This window comes from Allobosea sp. ASV33, assembly GCF_016428755.1.
Taxonomy (GTDB): domain Bacteria; phylum Pseudomonadota; class Alphaproteobacteria; order Rhizobiales; family Beijerinckiaceae; genus Allobosea.
In genome coordinates this window covers 125943-144143 of the sequence record NZ_JAELTI010000001.1, presented here as the reverse complement: position 1 = coordinate 144143, position 18201 = coordinate 125943, and the positions used below count along the sequence as shown (strand labels likewise).

The following is an 18201-nucleotide window of genomic DNA, read 5'->3' as shown; positions in this document are numbered from 1 at the left end:
GCACCTTGCTCATAGGCCGACGAAGCGGCGCAGCGCCGGAATGAACAAGCTGATTGGCCGGCCCGACTTCACGGTCACCTGGCCTTCTAGAAGCGTGGTCGAGGCGAGTTCGACTTGCTCGCCGCGCCTGGAGGTCCAGGCGTAACTATCAGGGCCGTTGGAACCCGGATTGATCCGGACGACGAGCTGGAGCGGCGGTCCGGCGCGAGTGAAGAGCCGGGCGAGATCGGGGTTGCCGAGGCGATGGGCCAGCGCCGATTCGTTTTCGGGGCTGTCGTCGACCTGGATGACCGTGCCGATCAGCGAGCCGTATTCCTCCTTCTTGGCCGTGGAGGGCGACAGGCGCACCTCCATGCCGAGTTTCACCTCCTTGCCGCTGTCGGCGGGCACATAGAGCAGCGCGTCGAGCCGGGGCCCGCCCTGCTCGATCACCATCAGCTTCTGGCCGGCGCTGACCAGCGCGTGGTCGCCGGCCTCGTTGGTGGTGATGGTGCCGTCGGAACGGGCGACGATATTGGTCGCCAGGTTCTCGCTCAGATGGGTCTGGGCGCGCTGCCCCTCGGCGTCGCGCAACTGGCGATCGAGCGCGGCGCGCTCCTGGTCGGTCTGGTGACGCAGGGTCTGGAGCGAGGCGTCGAGCGAGAGCAGCTCGGTTCGCGCCCGCGAGATCGATTCCCGCGCAGCGAACAACCTCTCGCGGGTTTCGATGATCCGGTCGGAGGGCATCAGCCCCTTGGACAGGAGCGACTCACGCTGACCGAGCAAGGTGTTGAGCGCGTCCATCCGGGATTCCCCCAGATCGACCGTCTCCTGCAGGGCCTCGCGCTTGCGCTGGGCAGCGATCGTCTCCTTGCGGATGCGGTCCTCGATCTGCACAGCAAGCGCATCGCGCTGTGCCGTGAGCTGAGTGACGCGACTATCGACGTCGGCGAGACGAGCGGCGTCCTCGGGTGCGCTGAGGCGGGCGATCAGATCGCCCTTCTTCACCTTGTCGCCGCGCTGACGATAGCTGTCGAGCCATCCAGCCTTGGGAGCGTAGACGCTGACGAAGGCGCCTCCCGCCGGTACGAGCAGGCCCTGGCCGCTGACGGTGGTGCGATAGCTGCCGAGGATCGACCAGCCGAGGCAGCCTGCCACGATCACCAGCGCCGTGCCCAGCGCCGCCCAGCCATGCGGAGAGGTGACCCGCACCATCTCGTCGAGCCGATCAGGGCCCGCGAGATGGTCGAGCGCTTCCTTGCGGTAGAGAGCCGCCGTCATGTCGCGTTGTCTCTGAATGAAGGGTCGAACAAGGTGACCTAAATGACGGCTATTGACCGCTGACCGGACCATCGGAGTCCGGCGCGAATGCTCCCATGATCGCCCCGCCGATCACGCCAACGGCGCCCAGCACTCCGGCCCCGACGGGGCCGCACATGGCACCGACGCCAGCAAGGCTCAGGCCGCCCGTGACGGCACCCTTGAACGCATTGTCGATACCGGCGCCGTTCACGGCTTCGAGTTCCTGCTCGCTGAGCTTCACGTCGGAGCACGACGGCTGCGGAACAGAAGCGTTGTCACGGATGTCATCATTGCTCATCGATCGAGTCTCCGGCTTGGTTGCTGCGTGTTCGGGTTTAAGATGAGGCTGGCGCCTTTGGCCCGCGCGGGATCAGGACACCGCGTCGGAAATCAAATCGGCCGCGTCAGCGATCGTGGCGCCTCTGCCCCCACGATGACCGCTGCGCCCGCCAATATGGTTCCGGTCGCGATCGCCGCCGGAACGACCGTCGCAGCCGCATTTCGATGGATAGCGACGATCCGAATTTGAAGCGTCATCGGCCGCATATCGTCGAATGAATCGTAATTCCAGCCGGCCATTCGATGTCCCACGCGATTCATCGGGGCAATGCCGCCCTGATCGAGTGGATTTATAGAGGAAATCTATTTCGAAATTATTAATTCCGAAAAATGGCACTGAATTTTACGTTAGAAAATCAGATATGCGAGAAATATATATTTATAGAAAATTGATAATACTTACGAAGACGGTGTCGGGGGCGGCAATTTAGCAAGCCGGGCACCCCGAAAGACAAGGCGAAAACAACTAACGCCGCACGGGCTTCAACTCACCTTCGAGCCAGAGCCATACCCTCAGACGGCACGTTGTCGTATCTCAAGCCCGCATGTTCCATCATGCTCGATGGAGAGATGACGCTTGCTACGGACGTCCATCGCGATCAATACTCGAAATTGTAACGGGTCTTTCGAGTTGTAACGCGATGTAACGAATTGCCTCGACTGCGCGTTGTTTTTTGAAGGCAAGCAATAAATGTGTCAATTTTGGCACATCGATGGAGCGACTTCGTCGCGCCCGTCTTTCGGATCGATGCCTGGTCAGGACGCGGTCGGCAGGTTGATCCGCACCGTCGTTCCTTCGCCTTCGCGACTCTCGATCGAAACCCGGCCGTCATGGGCGGTGACGATCTTCTTCACGAGGAAGAGGCCGAGGCCAGATCCTTCGACGGCCTCCGAATGGCGCCCGCGAGCTCCCAGAGCGAAGGCCCCGGGAAGCTCGGAGGCCGGGATGCCACAGCCGCGATCCGTGACTGTGATGGTCACTTCATCTCCCGCCATGGCCAAGGCGAGCTCGATCGGCTCGCTGCCTTTCAATGCGGTGAATTTGACGGCGTTTTCCAGCAGATTGACGACCACGAGCTCCATCATGCCCTCATCGGCGGCGATCGACGCCTGCGCGGCCCGCGGCTCGAGCAACAGTCTGATCGTCGGGCCGCTGAGCAGGTCGCAGGCGCGCTGATGCGCGGCGGCAATGAGGGCGCCGGCATTGGTGCGGACGATCCGGGGACGGAAGGACGGTCCCTGCACCCGGCTGCGGGCGAGATTGATCTCCAGCATCTCGACGAGCCGCGCGATAGCTCTGCGGATGCGCTCGATTCGGCCGCGGTTGGCGCCGTCGTTCCGCGGCAGGCCGAGCTCGATACTGTCGATGCTCGAGCGGATGGCGGCGAGCGGCGTCCTGTACTGGTGCGAAACCACTTCGAGGAAGCGGACCTGCTGGAGCTGGGACTGCTTTTCGAGGCGTAGCGCCTCCTCGGCGATACGTCTGGCGTCGACCAGCTCGCGCGTCCTCTCCTCGACAAGGCCAGAGGCGATGTTTTCCGCGAGCTGCGCATGCCGCAGCGCCTCGTCCTTCATCCGCTTGGTCAGCGCCTCCGCATCCCGAAGCCGCACCGCCAGAGCCCCCGTCAACAGGATCGTCAGAAAGAGGCCGGCGATCCCGTAGCTGTGGACGGTCCAATGCGGAAGCCATTCACTCCCGAGGCGCTGCGCCATCGTGAGGAAGGCACCGAGGCAAAGCGCCGCGAAGGCCGCGCCCCTGAGCCGGCTTGCAGCTCCTTCCTCGCTCCATTGCCGCACACCCTGCACCATGTTCACACAGGCCATGACAATAACCAGCACTGAACCGATCGGCCCGAAGATCATGTTCTTGCCGGCGAAGGCGAAGCCCACGCCCACAAGCCCGGCGAGAGCAGCTCCCTGATACAGGCGATGCACAAGCGGCGCCCGACGGCGCAGATCGAGGATGTGCATGTAGGCGATCGCGCTGGCCGTAAGGCCGGCCCAGGCATTGAAGCCGAGAAAGGCGTCGTTGGCGGCGCCGTTGTCGGGGAAGAGATAAAGCCGGCTATAGCCGAGATTGCCCATATAGATCAGCATGATGCCGAGCGTGCTGATCGCCAGCAGCGGATACTGCGACTTCCTGTCGAAGAAGAAGAAGACGAGCTGCGTCACCAGCAGAACGCCCATGCCGCCGAGCCACGCACCATACAGGCTCGCGTTCATGGCGACCCTGGCGGCGTGATCCTCGGCCGAACCCAGCTGCAGTTGCAGATAGGTCGCCGTATTGTTGTTCAAGATACGAATGAAGACGCGCGTCGTCGCGCCCTCGGCAAAATCGAGACGAACCGCATAGTCGAGCGCTGAAATGCCGTCCCGCGGCAGCGGGCGGCGGTCTCCCATCTCGTGCCGGGTAAACCGCTCGGCAGAGAGTGGGGCGTCCGGCGCGGCCGTGTAGATGTCGACATGGTCGAGAAAGTTCGGCGAGAGCGAGAGGATCGCCTCCCCGGACATCCGGCCGGGCAATTCCAGCCGGATCCAGACGGGGGTCTGGATGAAGCCGAAGTTGACACTCGCCCCCCGGATCGGTCGAAACTCGGCCTGCTTGGTCGGATCGAGTACCCCCGCCAGCGACAGTGTCGAAGCGGGATCGGACAGGACGGAAATCGTGCCGTTCAGTGCGGGTAGGGACGCGGATACGGGACGAGGTTCAGCCGCCCAGGCCAGATGCATGCTGCCGAAGACGAACAGTGCCGCCAGCATGGCGAAACAAAGCCGGAGCTGGCTGTGTTGCGTTCGGAAGGCCGCGGCAGCATCAAGGTTTGCACCTTGCGGTACTGCTTCGTCGGACGCGAATCGGGGCGGAGGCGTCAACGGAATCTCGTCGCGATGGAGTGCGTGCACATGATGATGGCGGAAGCGATGGTCGGCCCGGAAGGTACTACGCAGGAGGTCTCGCAAGATTTCAAAATCATTCTCGTGGAGGATGATCACGATCTCCGTCAGAGCCTCGCCGACTACCTAAGACTGCGAAACCTGCGCGTAACGGAGGCGCCGTCCGGCATCGCTTTCTATAAGGCGCTGCGGAATGAGCGCTATGACATCGCGGTCCTGGACGTCAACCTGCCGGACGTCAGCGGGTTCGAACTGGCCAGGGACCTGGCTGCGCAGCCGGAGATGGGCATCATTTTGTTGACCGCGCGCACTGGGCGCGAAGATCGCGTGCGCGGCTATGCCGAAGGGGCCGACCTCTATCTCACCAAGCCCGTCGACACCGAGGAGCTCGCGTTGGCGATCCTCAATCTCGGACGACGTATGCGCCGACGATCGGACGAAACCGCAAACGCACGAGGGGGCGCCGCCATCGCGGCGCCTGAAGGTACAGCTTGGCGCCTCGATCGGCAGACGCAAACGCTGTGTTCTCCGGACACCAGATCGGTGAAGCTTTCAGTTCGGGAGGTGGTCCTGCTCGAGCATCTGGCGGCGCGTCCGGACGAGACGGTTTCGCGGGATCTGATCATGGGCCTGTTCGGCCACGCCCGGATCGACCCCGAAAGCCGGCGTTTCGACGCACTTCTGGCGCGCCTGCGCTCCAAGCTAAAAACGGCAGGAATGGAATCTCCCTTGCAAGTTGTTCACGGCGCGGGCGTCAGACTGGTCAGGCCGATAGGCATTGTCTGAGGCAGTCCGGCCCCTCATCATCGCTCGGGTCGCGCGGCTCGTCGTACCCTTCCGCCGTCACAGGGACCGCATCGCGATCCCGTCGGTCCCGCTCATAGATCCGCCGTGTCCGGACACGACGCATTTCAGCCGCAGTCTCGTCCGCGGCAGTCGGCGTCGAGCCGCATCTTTCAGCTGTACGACCAACTCCCACGCGCACGGGAAACAACGCATGCGCCCCAGCTCACAGCGGTCCAGTTTGGAGGGCTCAGAAGAATGTCAGGGTCCAGGCAAGGCTCCAAGGGCAGCTATTGACGCTCTGCGTTCGCGCCTGTGCGTGAGCCGTCTCAAGGTATTGCCCAACAGCGGGCGCTGGCCAACGACGCAAAACGACCGCGAGTGGCTGCTCTGACTTCGGGGTATCAGTATGCATCCGGCAACGAGGAACAATGGTCGCTATACCGCCCCGACGGCTTCTTTTTCACCTACCTAACCGATGGCCGGTGCAGTTTGGGTCCCGGCGTTGAAGACCCTGACCAGCGGGTCGGGCATCCTGTGTCGGGAGATGTGCACGTCCTATAACGGCGAGATCCGGCTTGGGTCGTTTGCGGACGTTAGCCGCCCCCGCCAATTCCCGCTTAATCGCTGTAAAATGCAAAAGATCGTGCGAAAAGGTGCAAAAGATCGCGCCGGGCTACAGTGCCTCTTCTACATTCCGTGGGGCTTGCTTCCCGGCGTCATGGACAGCGACCGCCTCGACGACATCGCACGCCGCCTCGTACACAAGAAGTGCGGCGCGCGACCCGATCCAGAAGGCGTCACCACCCACAGTCAGAGGGATATCAAATTTCCGGAACTGTGAGTTTGCAAGGCTTACCTGGCCGATGTCCGTTATGGGTCGATGTCGTTGAAAAAGTCGGCATTGCTGGGGACGTGAAGTCCTGATTCAGTCTTCCCTGAGCGGAGGGCGGCGCGATGATGGGCGAACGGCAGGTGGCGCAGGAGGCGTTGTTCTACGAGTTCAGCCTGGAGCGGCACGTCCCGGCCGATCATTGGGTCCGCTCCATCGATCGGTTCGTCGATCTCTCCGATATCCGCGCGCATCTGCGACCATTCTACAGCGAGATAGGGCGTCCCTCGATCGATCCGGAGTTGATGATCCGGATGCTGCTCATCGGCTATTGCTTTGGCATCCGCTCGGAGCGGCGCCTGCGCGAGGAGGTGCATCTGAACCTCGCCTATCGCGGGTTCTGCCGGCTCGGGCTCTAAGGCGACGTCCCGGATCACTCGACCTTCTCGAAGAACCGGCATGGCCGCTTCCGTGAGAGCAACCTCCTGCGCGAGCTGTTCGAGACGACCGTCCGGCGCTGCATCGCGGAGGGTCTCGTCGGCGGCGAGGGCTTCGCGGTCGATGCCAGCCTGATCAGGGCGGACGCCAACAAGCAGTGCTCGGCCGAAGCTTCGGAGATCGTCGACTAGAACGATCTCGCCCGGACACGTCGCTCGGTCCGCGAGTATCTGGATACGCTCGATGAAGCCGCCTGGGGTGCGGCCAGCGAGGCGAAGCCGAAGTTCGTCTCGCGCTCCGATCCGGCGGCGCAATGGACCGGAGCCCTGAAGGGCCATGCCTTCTTCGCCTACGCCACCAACTATCTGATCGATCTCGACCATGCCGTCATCGTCGATGTCGAGGCCAGCCGCGCCATCCGCCAGGCCGAGGTCGGCTCAGCCCGCACCATGATCGACCGGACGCAGGAGCGCTTCGGCTTCTGGCCAGCCAGGCTCGCCGCCGATAGCGCCTACGGCTCGGCCGAGAACCTCGCCTGGCTGGTGCACGGGCGCGGGATCGAGCCACATATCCCAGTCTTCGACAAATCCCAGCGCAGCGACGGCACCTTCAGCCGCTCCGACTTCGCCTATGATCACGCCCGCGATCTCTACATCTGCCCGGGCGGGAAGGAGCTGAGGCAGCGCCAGAAGGTCTATCGAACCGAGCGCCTGCTCGTCGATGAGAACGGCCTGATGCGCTATCACGCCAGCAAATTTGCCTGCGACGCCTGCTCGCTGAAGCCGCGGTGCTGCCGCAACACGCCGGCCCGCAAAAATCCTGCGCTCGATCCACGAGGGCTCCCGCGACATGGCCAGAGACATCGCACAGACCGACGCCTACGTCGTCTCGCGGCGAGAGCGGAAGAAGGTCGAGATGCTCTTCGCCCATCTCAAGCGCATCCTGCGGCTCGACCGGCTACGACTACGCGGCCTCAATGGCGCCAGCGACGAGTTCCACCTCGCAGCAGCAGCCCAGAACCTCAGGAAGCTCGCCAAGCTCCTGCCCAACGGACCGCAGATGAGGGCCGCGTGAAGGGCGAACGCGCCCGCAGGCAAATCGAGTTCGCGAACGCCTCACTCGCACACCGACTTTTTCAACGGTATCGGCGCAGCACGAAAGCAGTCCACTTCCTGTCTCAGCTTTTCCGGGAAATATGCCATCGAGATAAACAGGACATGCGAACGACTACGTTAGAATCCGATGTCTTGGAGAGTTTTCTTGAAGCAACCTTCGGCATTCAATAGGTTATAATTGCCTGAATTGTGTCGGTATACGCACCCGGCGAGGGCGTGACCTGGGCGGGCACGCGTCCGTAGACGAGGGTCGTCTGCGCCAGACCCGTGCCCATGCCTGCTAATGTGTCGACGCCGAGCGTGTTTCCGAAAGGCAGGCTGCGCGCGGTATTGCGATAAAGCCCGTAGGTAACGATTTCCGATCCCTTCGTCATTCGCCTCAGGGTTGGGTTCGCAGCTCCCGACAATCCGCCATCGAGGCCGATCTGGTAAGGGGTGCCATTCGTGCAAGTCGGCGCCAGGTTCGTGAAGGCATCATGCGGCGCGCTCAGCACGCCTACGGACCCGAAGTTGAGATCACTCGTGGTGACCCTGCAGGTCGCCGGCACGTTCGCGCTGACCGTAAAGCTCGTCGACTGCGTCACGGTCAAGAGATCGCAACCGAGCAGAAAGGACAGCAGCCCGTAGCGGATCCGGGCGTCGATTCCCGAGAAAGTGCTGGTATAGGGCACGGGCGCCGCCGTGGCCTGGCCGCTATAGATGCGACCGAAAATCGTGATGCTCCGGCTACCGGTGCCGGATCCGGACAAGGTCAGGTTGAAGCCGACTGCCGAAGCTCCCCCTGCAGGCCAGGCACTTGACCCCCATGGCACACTGGCAGCCGCGTCGGAGAACAAGCCGTAGTTCAGCAGATTGGCGCCGTTCACCAGCGCGCGGTTCGCCGCGCTGGTGCCGCCGCCGGTTCCAGGCCCCAGTTCAATGCAGACCCCGACCGGCAGAAGCGCCGACCCGGTGCAGGAGACTGTCGCCGTCGCCGTTGCGTTCACCTGGGCGTTTGCGGTGACATCGATGTTCCCGAAGACTAGCGGGGTGATGCTCAACGAACAGGATTGTGCCTTTGCCGGCGCGCTGACCAGTACGCCTGAGGCCCCTAGCAGCGCGGCCCACACGCAGAATGTCAGAAGGCGGAGAACTAGTTGCATCGCACCGGTCCGATCGAAACCTGAGCTTTGGCTCGTGGTGTAAAGGCAAAGTGAGCTCTGCAAATCCCCGTCCCCAGCTGCACGACGATCTCATTGTCCGCGGCGAGGTTCTCGATGAAGGCCCTGCCGTCATAGCCGACGGTGAATTCTGGGGCGGCTGCGCTGGTGCCCTTCAGGCCCGGCTGAAGGGCACCTGTCGCCCCGACCTGGATCGGACGGCCGGCGGCATCCTGAAGGATGACGATCGCCGAATTGCTCGTCGATCGAACGCCGAAATCGACGACCACGCCGGCGCGATCGGAGGGAGCGCGTATCTCGACCGTGGTTTCCGACACAGCGTCGACCGGGAGACCACGCGGATCGATCGATATCTTGTTCGGCTGATAGGACCGCAGCGTCGGGATGAGCGCATTGCCGGATGCGTTGGTTCTGCCAATCACCCTGTTCTCGAAAAGCACGTCCACATCGGGAGCTCCTACCTTTGCCACGGCGAAGGCATCGTCGATCCGGTTGGCGGCGAAGACGCTGCCTCCAGCCATGGCGACCGCGCCATCGAGCTGTAGCGTGCCCGAGAAACCCGTAGCGCCTTGTGTGACGCCGGCCTCAAGCAGCCCCGCGCTGCCGCGATAGGCAATCGAAGCCGAGCGCCGCTTCTGATCGCCTTGCCCCTCCACGTCGCGTATGCGCCAGCCGACGCTGCCGATATCCTGGTCGACAGGCTTGACGACATCGGCGGCCACCGACCAACGTGATCCCACGCGATTAGCGCCTGCCGAAGAGGTGATGTTCGTGCCGAACGGAAAGGATAGGCCAGCGAAAACGCCTGCGGAATTACGGTCTGCCAAATCCGTATAGAAGGTCGCGTAGAAGGAGCCCCCGCCCCAGAGCGGTCGGGTATAGCTCGCATTGATGATGCGGTTGGAGCGGCCCAGCACGGGCTTCATATGGGCGAAGCCGAGGCTGACGGCTCCTCCGAGAGCCGGTACCGGCAGGCCGATTGAGATCCTGTCGAGCGCGCGCGGCGGCAGAAGCATCCGCTCCCAGTTGCTCCCGCTCAGTGCCGAAGATGTTGCGGAGGCAACGTAGTCGCCAAAGCCGTTGCTCAGGCCGGTGAACGGGGCTCCGGTGACGGAGGCGAGGTCCCGATAGGCAGCGAATGTTCTCTGGGATGCAGCTTTTAAGGAGATGCCCCAAGCCTGTGTCTCGAACGAGAGGTAGGATTGGCCGCCGAGCTGCCCGTCGCGCCAGCTCCCGGCGCCTGCCGCAGTCAGCACACCATACTGGCCGAGCCCGAAAACCCCACCCACGCTGCTCATGCCCAGCCCCTGCGCCCCTTCGGCGTGAGCGACGACCGTCATCGTGTCGGTCACCCCGTAGCGCCCGCTCGCCGATCCGGCGATGCCCTCGTCATAGATGCTGGAGCGCAGGCCGTATTGCAGGCGCGGCATGCCGAGTTCTGCCGAAAAATCGAAGAGCCCGGGACGAAGCAAATTGCTCGAAACGACGAAAGGCAGACTCGTTTCGCTCTGGCGCCCCGAAGCATCTCGGACGACGACGCTGGCATTCCCATTGCCCGTGAGAATGGGAATGTTGGTGATGCGGAACGGCCCGCTGCCCACATCCTGCGAGATGGTCTTGGTTCCGTTGACCAGGACGTCGACCGTGGAGGGCACAGCTGCCGAGCCGGTGACGCTGGGAAGCGGAAGCGTGATCAGGTCCGGGCGCAGTCCGAAATTGCGTTGGGCCTGCAAGCCGCCGAGGCGAACGGGCCGGGTCCAGGCCAAGCCGCTCGATATCAGATCGCCAGCGCGATAGGTCACCAGGCTGCCGGGGTCCGAGTAGGTCCATGTCGTCTCGAGGCGCAGAGCTTCCGCAGCGCCGCCGGCCAGCGACTGATCGCTCAGGATACCGGTCTGCGAGAACACGCCGACCGGGCTGAAAAGCCTTGCATCGACTGTCGCCGAAAGCGTGGGATAGCGCCAGAAATCGCGGAACTGCTTGTCCTGTGACGCCCCGAACAGCGTGTAGTTGAGCACCGCGCCCGTGCTGCTACGCTCCGGGGCAGGTCCCGGGGCGCTGGCAGGCTGCGCATCGTAGGTCTTGGGCAGCCGGCCACCTGATGGCAGCTTGATATCGATCCGCTGCGTGGCTTCGTCATAGGCGAAGCTCAGGCCCGGAATCGCACCAAGCGACACCTCGTCCTCGACCTTGACGCTTCCTGGAACCTTGACCCCGAGCTCCTCAAGCTCCTTGCGGGCCGCAAGAATGTCACCACGCTGATTTTGCCGGAATGTGCCGATCAGGCCGATCGCCTGACCGTCGAGCAAAACGTCCAGATGCAGGCTTCGACTCGGCGCGTCTTCACCGCGCGCAGGGACGATTGCCCAGCATGCCGATCCCAGCACCAGCGCCAGCGTCATGAGCCTACCGGCCCGCTGACATCGGCAACGTTGCATTGAACGGACCTGCCTCCGTCATCCCGGAAATCGTGAAACGAGCGCCCGATTTCGACGCTGGCTGGACGGGAAGAACCCACTGCATCGCGGAGCGGCCGAGGGAATAGCCGAGCAAGCCCTTGTTGGCTGCCAATACCTTTCCGGACTCGTCGCGAACCGTCACAGCGGCCAGCCGGACCCGGCGGTCGCCGCTATTTGCGGCGTCGATCGTGATAGTCTTGCCTTGCCGGCGGGCTAGCCACGTTACCGACGCCGGCGATGCGGCGCGATCGGTGAAAAAGACGGGAACGACATGACGCATGACGAGAGCAACGGTCCCCGGCGTTCGGTTCGGCTTGGGTAGTTCATCGACGACCAGCCTGAAGGCCGCTTCGCCGCCACCGGAACTGCCCGCCAACCGGACGACGCGCACCGTGTAATCTTGGCGGGAGCGAAGCTGCACGACAGGCGGACTTGCCACCACGTCGTCCGTCGGCTCCAGCCGTTCCGCCCCATCGCGCTGGGTCCAGCGAAAGACGCGAAGCTGCGCCGTGATCGGCTCGACATCGGTGTTGCGCAGGGTGATCGTCGCCGTGTTTCCCGGCGCAGGAAGATCCAGCAACACTGGCGCCACCTGCAGGGACGCCGCATCCACCGTTCCGGCAGCGAGGCCCGTAAGGGCCACACCGATTGCTGCGCTCCTCATCTGTTTTCCTCCTATCCCGGCAAGGCGGAGGCGATCGGCGCTGCGCGGGCAGTGCCGTCCAACCTCCCGGTTGCATTCAAGGCGATCGTCGGAGGCTAGCGGCGCTGGCCGTCGCTAGTCAGTAGGTAACCGTCACCGTGATCGTGTCGGTGTAGAGCGCGGGCGCCGGAGTGGTCTGGGCGGGGACGCGACCGTAGACGGTGTAGTTCTGGGCCGCGCCGTTCCCGACGCCTGCAACGGTATCGCTGCCCGCCGTGGTTCCCCAGTTCTGCGTGCGGCCAGCATCGCGGAAAATCGAGTAGTTGATCAGCCCACCCGCCCCTGCCATCTGCCGGGTCGTCACCGAGCTTCCGTTCACGCCCTGGTTGAGGCCGATCGTGTATGGAGTAGTCGTTGTGCACTGGACACTGATAGTACTCGTCGAGTCCACACTTGCAGATAGAACGCCAGCATTTCCAAAATTCAAATCCGAAGCGGCGACGAAAATGCAAGTCGCCTGTATATTGATCTGAACTTGAAAATTTCCTACCGACGTTGCGGCATTTGCTTGAGTGAATACGAAAGCAGAAACAATTAGGCCGAACGTGAGGCGAGTTATTGCCATGAGTTAGGCTCCCATACCTGATGGATAGGCAGGTAGATATGTAGCCGAAGCTTACGCCGCGATGGTTAACGAGGTATTAAATATACAACTTTTGCGTGCTTATGCGTGCTGGCCAACGAAGGGCTCAATTTCGCTCAAGCGGGCATTCGGTCGATGCCTCGCTTCAATCTAACCAAGAGAGGCCAATCAAAATGGCGCTCGGATCGGGCTGAGCAACCGGTCTTCGGCCTCAAGGATCGCAGCCAGCGTATCGACCCAGGATCCCGGCTTCCGACGCGGTTTGACCTCGCGCTTCTGCACGAACTCGGTCGCCCCGGAGCGAAGCACTTGCGGACCGTACCGCGCGCGACGCCGAGTTCCCGCGCGATCCGCTTGATCCCCTTGCCGTTCTGGAAATGCTCGAAGCGGATCGGCGTCGCAATATAGACCGGTGATGAAAACCAATGCAGCGGCATAATGCCAGTACACCGCCGGACGTAGAATTGTTCCGAAAGAAACTCGAAGGACGACCCATCGGAAACCTTTGAGGCCCATGGGTGCTTCCTGCTCCGCCGAGATCGGAGCCTTTCACGTTCCATTACTCCCCTGATTTTGGTCGCCATGACAAACTGGCCCTTGCGTCCGCAGAGTGGGCTTCAGATGAGGCGAGCGCTGGTCGCCCTTCTGCCAGATGGCGATTTTGAAGCCATTCCTGCTGGTGAAATGTATCGCTTCAGGACCTCTAAGTGGGGTGGTGCTCAAGAAGTAAAACTATAGTGCCCGGATGCCCCATGACGGCGGCTCTACGCTTGACCAGCCATCGACAAGTGCGGCCTGTAGATCACGCGATGCTAGCAGGCGCGAAGCGCGTGCGCGCTTGATGCCGACGCGCACACGCTGCTCTGCTCGGGAAGGTCTGACCAGTCTCAAAGGAACGGAGCATCGCCGCGGTCGATGCTCTCGAAATCGAATTGCTGTAGCGGACGCGTCACTTGCAACTCACCCTGCGTTCTGGATCAAATGCTTGTCCAGATCAGGAACATACCAAGCATGGTGGTAGTGTAGCCGCGGCGCCCCGCAACTACCTGATGCGCCCCCTCCGGCTTGCGTATCAGCCCTGCCCGCGCAACATTAGGCAAAATCGGAGACCAACTGCGGGCAATGCGCTTCTATCACTAATTGCATATTCCGCAATTGCAACTTTTAGGTGATGACTTGCCTGAGAGCGGCCGTTAAACTCCGGCGCGGTTCGCAGCGTGGCTGCGGGACGCAATTTTTGGGTCTCTCCGGTGGGGGTAGCTTCTTATGAAGAAGAAGTGTCCTCCGCGTTATTTTCGCGTTCCTTACGAGTCGCCAGCTCTCTTCTGACGAGGCAAAGCAGCGCTGCACTGAGTGGGTCGAACCCGGTAACCCTATCGATCAGCCTGTCGACGTCGCTGATCAGTACTTCAATCGGCGGCCGATAGGGAATTGGCACCGGAGGCCAGGCATCGATCATGGCTCAGCTCCTTACGCTGCGAGGTATTGCGGCTGCTCCAATTGAAGGGGCAGCCGCAAAGCCCTCTCTTGAGTTTGCCGCCTAGTGCTTCGGACTGGTCTCGCTGCCCATCCTGCTTCGCCCGGAGCCTTCACCATGCGGGTCCAGCTCATGTGGCAGCTTGACGTTCAGGATACGATCGATTGCGATGCGTAGCTCCGTCAACGCATGACGGGTGCCGTGAATTTGGCCCACGCCGATGAGCTCCTGGCCGAGGCGCCCGTCTTGAAGCGGAATAGGGCTGCCGGCGGCGAGCGTGAGACAGTACACTCCGTTCGTGCAACTCATCGCTACAGCATGCTCGAAAAATACTGTCGGGCCGCGATTCGCAGCCATCATTGATTTTGGCGATGGAACGGAACTCATGGGAAACTCCTTGAAAATTAAATGAGGCAACGCCGAGAAATCGGCTATTGGATGCAGGGAAAGCGCTCGATGACTGCTTTCCGGAAGGCAAGTGCCTTCACCAGCTCGTGCTTCGCCAGACCGAGGTGCAACGCAATCGTCGGGCTAACCTCGCGTGCTTGCGGCAAGAGATACTCGAGCATCGCAAGCATAGCCTCGATCTCCTCCGGCGAGTCAGGGTTGAACTCCGTATCCGGCGCATTCTGGTCTTGATTAAGTTGGATAGGGCGCATTTGTCAGCCCTCCTCGAAGGCGCCGGGCTGATGCCATAAACCTTCCTGGCGAACCAAGATTTTGGCGCCAGACTCGGGAGTTATGGCGTCGGCAGGCGCGTCGAGCTCGAGGTCGATCTCGTAATAGACCTCGTCGGTCAGGTACGTGATGCCGGTGCCGATCCGTTGACGAAAGCCATGCTTTTTCCAGAACGGCAAGAATGGCTCGGCGGCTTGGCCATAGACACGCCGATAGCCCTTGCGTTGAACGAAGGCCAAGGCGGCTTTGACCAGCGCACTGGCGAGCTTGTCGCCGCGGTGCTGCGGCAACACGGCGAGCCGCTCCAGCTTCACGAAGTTCGCGAAGTAACGAATGCGGATCGTTCCGGCTGGATTGTCGCCCACGTAGCCGATGACATGAGTTGAGGACATGTCGTTGCCGTCGATGTCCTCGTGGACCGGCAGGAAGCGTTCGCCGACGAAGGCTGCACCACGGATTGAGATAGCCAGAAGCAGATCATCAACGCCGGTGCCGATCCGAATACCGAGCCGCTTGGATCCGGCGCCGGCAATATAGGAAGCGTAAAGCGGCGTGCTTTCCACGAGCTCGGGCGGCTGCAGATGAAGGAGCTTCTCCAGATACCGACCGTTGTGCTCGCTGCCCTCCTTCCAACCCGATCTCAGGAAAAACGCGCGAGCCTGCGCGTTTGCGGCGTAGCAGTACATCGGCACGTTCTTGTAGCGCGGAAGCGCAAAGCGTTCGAGCGCAAGCGCGAATCCCCCACCGAGCTGAGCCGGCATGAAGGTATACCAATGATAAACGGCGGCCGGCTTCTCCGATGCTGCGGCAATAAAATGCAGCTTCGGATCGGTCGTATCGAACTCACCTGAGAACAAAGCGTCGTGGCCCGCCTGATTCAGCGGGATATGCGCCCAAAAGCCGACGGGTGCCATACCGGACTTCTGCCGCCATTGCCCTTTGGCGATGGCAATAATCGTGTCAGGGTTGTAACGAAACACCCTCATCACGGCTTCGTAGGAGGCAGGCTTCTGTACGAATGCACCAGCTTTTGCGACCATGTCACCCAGAAGGTTTGCACTGGGAGTGAACGAAACCAGGCCGCGAGCATATTTGCTCGGGTCAAGGCGCAGCAGATGCCTGGTCGCGTCGGCCGATATCCTTTCGCCCTCGATACGCGAGTGAAAGCTCATCGTCATCCTCCTCTCAATCAGCGGCGTTCTGCCGCTGATTTGAATAGGCTAGCCCACACCCGACGGGGATAAATGATGTCAAAAGGGAACCACGTGGGAACCGTACTACCTCACCCAGGGCTGGCCTTGGGAGCAGACATGGATTGGGAAACCATCCGGATTTTCATAGCGGTCGCGCAGACACGCAGCATCCGCGAGGCGTCCGCTCAGATCGGGTGCTCGATCAAGACGATCCGCTCTCATCTAGAGAGCTTGGAGAACATGGTGGGGGCTCTACTTTTAACCAGAGATCCGCGAGGCGCGCTTCTAACTGAGACGGGTCGGATGATTTATGATCGATCGCTGGATATGCTCCGAGCAGCTCGCGCCCTTCGCGGAGTTTGCATCCGCGGCCAGGAGCAACGGCGATCAGTGAATATTGGCTGCTCCGAAGGGATTGGCACCTTCTGGCTGTTGCCGCGCATCGTTGATTTCTATGACGAGCGCATCCGCATGCGCCTGAACATTGACCCGAAGCCTTACGACGTAAAATCGTTTGAGGTCGATATATCCGTACAATTCGATCAGCCGCCACCAGATCCGGACATTGAATCCGTCAGGTTATGCGCCATTCATGTCCTTCTATTTGCATCTGAAGAGTACATCACTCGCAGAGGCTACCCAGCCACACGAGCGGAACTATCAAAGCATCATGTTCTTGAAATCGCCGCGGCCCAGATTGCTACGGAGGCGCTTGCCTTGGATGAGCTGGGAGATCCGCGCTCGTTCATCGATCTCTCCGTAAACACGGCATCGTCACAACTCATCGCTGCACGGCGCGGCGTTGGAATCACCGCATTTCCGAGCTTTACGGTCGGTCTAGCGCCCGAGTTGAAGCATGTCGCAAAGGACTGGTCACTCAAACGAGATCTGTGGCTGGTTTACAGCTCCCGAGCGACCGAGTTTTTCCACGTCCGGAAGACGATCGATTGGATTCGGAGAGCGTTCGATCCGAAGCTTTTCCCGTGGTTCGCGGAGACTATGATGCCGCCGGAGGATATCCTTCAGCATCTTGACCAGTTAGAGAAATGGGGCTTGTTCAAGGGGTACGAACATTATTCGGCCACTGTGGCGCCTACGGCTGCAAGAGCAATCTAATGTTTCCCCAGGGAGGCAAGAGGCGTCCTTCCATGAGCATTGAAGAGCCGATCTCTATTCTTTTTCGCGAGTTACCGCGCCTTTGCCTCAAGGCAAAAAAACTAGACTCGCCGATCCTCAATGAACTGCTGAGAAATGCGAATCTTGAAGTAAGCGAGCGTCGCAAGAGCGCACGCCTTAGAGAGGACCAGAGTCAGACTCCGCCAGCGCTTCTACAAGATCAATGATTCGCCGACGAACTCGGCCGGTTTTGATCCGCGTAAAGGCCTTGGTGAGCTGCACCCCCTCGCTGGTCGCAAGGAACTCAGAAATGTAAGTAGTCGCGGCAGAATCGGTAAAGCCAACCTCCGTAACATCACCTGTCGGAGCACCATCAAAGAAAAAAGACACCGGGACATCAAGCATCTTGGCAATTTGCTGTAGACGGCTCGCACTGATGCGGTTGGAGCCCTTCTCATATTTTTGCACTTGCTGAAATGTCAAGCCAAGTGCGTCGCCCAGCTTTTCCTGGCTAATACCCGCCAACATCCTTCGCATGCGGACACGACTACCAACGTGCTTATCGATCGGATTCGGAATCTTGGTGACCATAGGTACCCCCATTCGCTGACAACAACATGTCGATACCTAAGGCCAGACTCGAAAGGTCGAGACGCTCAGGAGCTTGGAACAACGAGGCAGGCGCAGGCGTCGCAACCAGTACGAGAAATACGAGACCGATAGTTCATAGACGGTGACTAAGCGGAAATCGCGGCATTAGCATAAATTTAGGTTTCTGAAAGCGGCTCGATTGGCACTCTCGTGGGAGGTACCAAATGCAGGGCCTTTTCAGCAATACACGTTTTGATTGTAAAATTCATGATTTGCGCTTTCTCCTCGTTCGCTTCTGCCAGCGCTGGAGGAGCATATGGAGTCGCGTCCTGGGTGCGCAAATTGAATAGGCGAAGCCTTCCTGGGGCCTGATGTAGGTGATGTCCGTCACTCACGCCTTATCCTGCGCATTGCCATCGAACCGTCGGGCCAGGGTGTTGTCGACCTCGACCGACGGCTTGCCGCCTGAGGACCGGGCCGGCGCCGATAGCCGATTTGGGCCTTGATCCCGGCCAGCCTTGCGAGGCAGTCGACGCGGTTTGAACCGCCCCGGTTTCGCCG

Annotated in this window: 16 protein-coding genes and 3 pseudogenes; 4 read left to right on the top strand and 15 right to left on the bottom strand. The window is 61.2% G+C overall.

The window, feature by feature from the left end:
- Nucleotides 1-9 precede the first annotated feature (9 nt).
- The 4 genes from JHD80_RS00665 to JHD80_RS00650 form a co-directional block, all read right to left on the bottom strand.
- Nucleotides 10-1260, bottom strand: coding sequence for an NHLP bacteriocin system secretion protein (locus JHD80_RS00665; RefSeq protein WP_199084427.1), 1251 nt, complete (start codon nucleotides 1258-1260; stop codon nucleotides 10-12).
- A 49-nt stretch (nucleotides 1261-1309) separates the two neighbouring features.
- On the bottom strand, nucleotides 1310-1579 hold the full coding sequence (locus tag JHD80_RS00660) for a hypothetical protein (protein ID WP_199084426.1): 270 nt from the start codon (nucleotides 1577-1579) through the stop codon (nucleotides 1310-1312).
- A 92-nt stretch (nucleotides 1580-1671) separates the two neighbouring features.
- Nucleotides 1672-1860: a hypothetical protein gene (locus JHD80_RS00655; RefSeq protein WP_199084425.1), complete on the bottom strand. Its 189-nt coding sequence runs from the start codon at nucleotides 1858-1860 to the stop codon at nucleotides 1672-1674.
- 516 nt (nucleotides 1861-2376) lie between these two features.
- Nucleotides 2377-4491, bottom strand: coding sequence for a sensor histidine kinase (locus tag JHD80_RS00650; protein ID WP_199084424.1), 2115 nt, complete (start codon nucleotides 4489-4491; stop codon nucleotides 2377-2379).
- Between the two features lie 30 nt (nucleotides 4492-4521).
- Between JHD80_RS00650 and JHD80_RS00645 the strand changes: the two genes are divergently transcribed.
- From JHD80_RS00645 to JHD80_RS00635, 3 genes and pseudogenes are all read left to right on the top strand, one after another.
- Nucleotides 4522-5298: a response regulator transcription factor gene (locus tag JHD80_RS00645; protein WP_199084423.1), complete on the top strand. Its 777-nt coding sequence runs from the start codon at nucleotides 4522-4524 to the stop codon at nucleotides 5296-5298.
- A 502-nt stretch (nucleotides 5299-5800) separates the two neighbouring features.
- A complete protein-coding gene (locus JHD80_RS00640) occupies nucleotides 5801-6139 on the top strand; it encodes a hypothetical protein (RefSeq protein WP_199084422.1) in 339 nt (112 codons plus the stop codon).
- Between the two features lie 113 nt (nucleotides 6140-6252).
- Nucleotides 6253-7639, top strand: a pseudogene (locus tag JHD80_RS00635) (IS1182 family transposase).
- Between the two features lie 205 nt (nucleotides 7640-7844).
- Here the strand turns inward: JHD80_RS00635 and JHD80_RS00630 are convergent.
- From JHD80_RS00630 to JHD80_RS00590, 9 genes and pseudogenes are all read right to left on the bottom strand, one after another.
- The gene (locus JHD80_RS00630; protein ID WP_282568341.1) at nucleotides 7845-8822 is read right to left on the bottom strand and encodes a Csu type fimbrial protein; all 978 of its coding nucleotides are present in this window, start codon (nucleotides 8820-8822) and stop codon (nucleotides 7845-7847) included.
- A complete protein-coding gene (locus JHD80_RS00625) occupies nucleotides 8813-11242 on the bottom strand; it encodes a fimbria/pilus outer membrane usher protein (RefSeq protein WP_199084420.1) in 2430 nt (809 codons plus the stop codon). The genes JHD80_RS00630 and JHD80_RS00625 overlap by 10 nt, the downstream gene beginning before the upstream one ends.
- 4 nt (nucleotides 11243-11246) lie before the next feature.
- On the bottom strand, nucleotides 11247-11963 hold the full coding sequence (locus JHD80_RS00620; RefSeq protein ID WP_199084419.1) for a fimbrial biogenesis chaperone: 717 nt from the start codon (nucleotides 11961-11963) through the stop codon (nucleotides 11247-11249).
- Nucleotides 11964-12081: 118 nt separating this feature from the next.
- On the bottom strand, nucleotides 12082-12567 hold the full coding sequence (locus tag JHD80_RS00615) for a Csu type fimbrial protein (RefSeq protein ID WP_199084418.1): 486 nt from the start codon (nucleotides 12565-12567) through the stop codon (nucleotides 12082-12084).
- Nucleotides 12568-12780: 213 nt separating this feature from the next.
- A pseudogene (locus JHD80_RS00610) lies at nucleotides 12781-13022 on the bottom strand (hypothetical protein); the annotation flags it as partial.
- 827 nt (nucleotides 13023-13849) lie between these two features.
- Nucleotides 13850-14044: a hypothetical protein gene (locus JHD80_RS00605; RefSeq protein ID WP_199084417.1), complete on the bottom strand. Its 195-nt coding sequence runs from the start codon at nucleotides 14042-14044 to the stop codon at nucleotides 13850-13852.
- An 81-nt stretch (nucleotides 14045-14125) separates the two neighbouring features.
- Nucleotides 14126-14449 carry a hypothetical protein gene (locus JHD80_RS00600; protein WP_199084416.1) on the bottom strand — a complete coding sequence of 108 codons (324 nt, stop codon included), beginning with the start codon at nucleotides 14447-14449 and terminating at the stop codon, nucleotides 14126-14128.
- Nucleotides 14450-14493: 44 nt separating this feature from the next.
- On the bottom strand, nucleotides 14494-14721 hold the full coding sequence (locus tag JHD80_RS00595; RefSeq protein WP_199084415.1) for a hypothetical protein: 228 nt from the start codon (nucleotides 14719-14721) through the stop codon (nucleotides 14494-14496).
- 3 nt (nucleotides 14722-14724) lie between these two features.
- A complete protein-coding gene (locus JHD80_RS00590) occupies nucleotides 14725-15912 on the bottom strand; it encodes a GNAT family N-acetyltransferase (RefSeq protein ID WP_199084414.1) in 1188 nt (395 codons plus the stop codon).
- A 138-nt stretch (nucleotides 15913-16050) separates the two neighbouring features.
- Here JHD80_RS00590 and JHD80_RS00585 point away from each other — a divergent pair, with 138 nt between their 5' ends.
- Complete coding sequence (locus JHD80_RS00585) at nucleotides 16051-17049, top strand: LysR family transcriptional regulator (protein ID WP_199084413.1); 999 nt, start codon at nucleotides 16051-16053, stop codon at nucleotides 17047-17049.
- Nucleotides 17050-17226: 177 nt separating this feature from the next.
- On the opposite strand, the gene JHD80_RS00580 is transcribed toward JHD80_RS00585, so the two are convergent.
- Both JHD80_RS00580 and JHD80_RS00575 read right to left on the bottom strand, forming a co-directional pair.
- Nucleotides 17227-17640 (bottom strand): helix-turn-helix domain-containing protein, encoded by a 414-nt coding sequence (locus JHD80_RS00580; RefSeq protein ID WP_199084412.1) that lies wholly within the window; start codon nucleotides 17638-17640, stop codon nucleotides 17227-17229.
- 394 nt (nucleotides 17641-18034) lie between these two features.
- Nucleotides 18035-18180 (bottom strand): annotated as a pseudogene (locus JHD80_RS00575) (IS3 family transposase); the annotation flags it as partial.
- Nucleotides 18181-18201 lie beyond the last annotated feature (21 nt).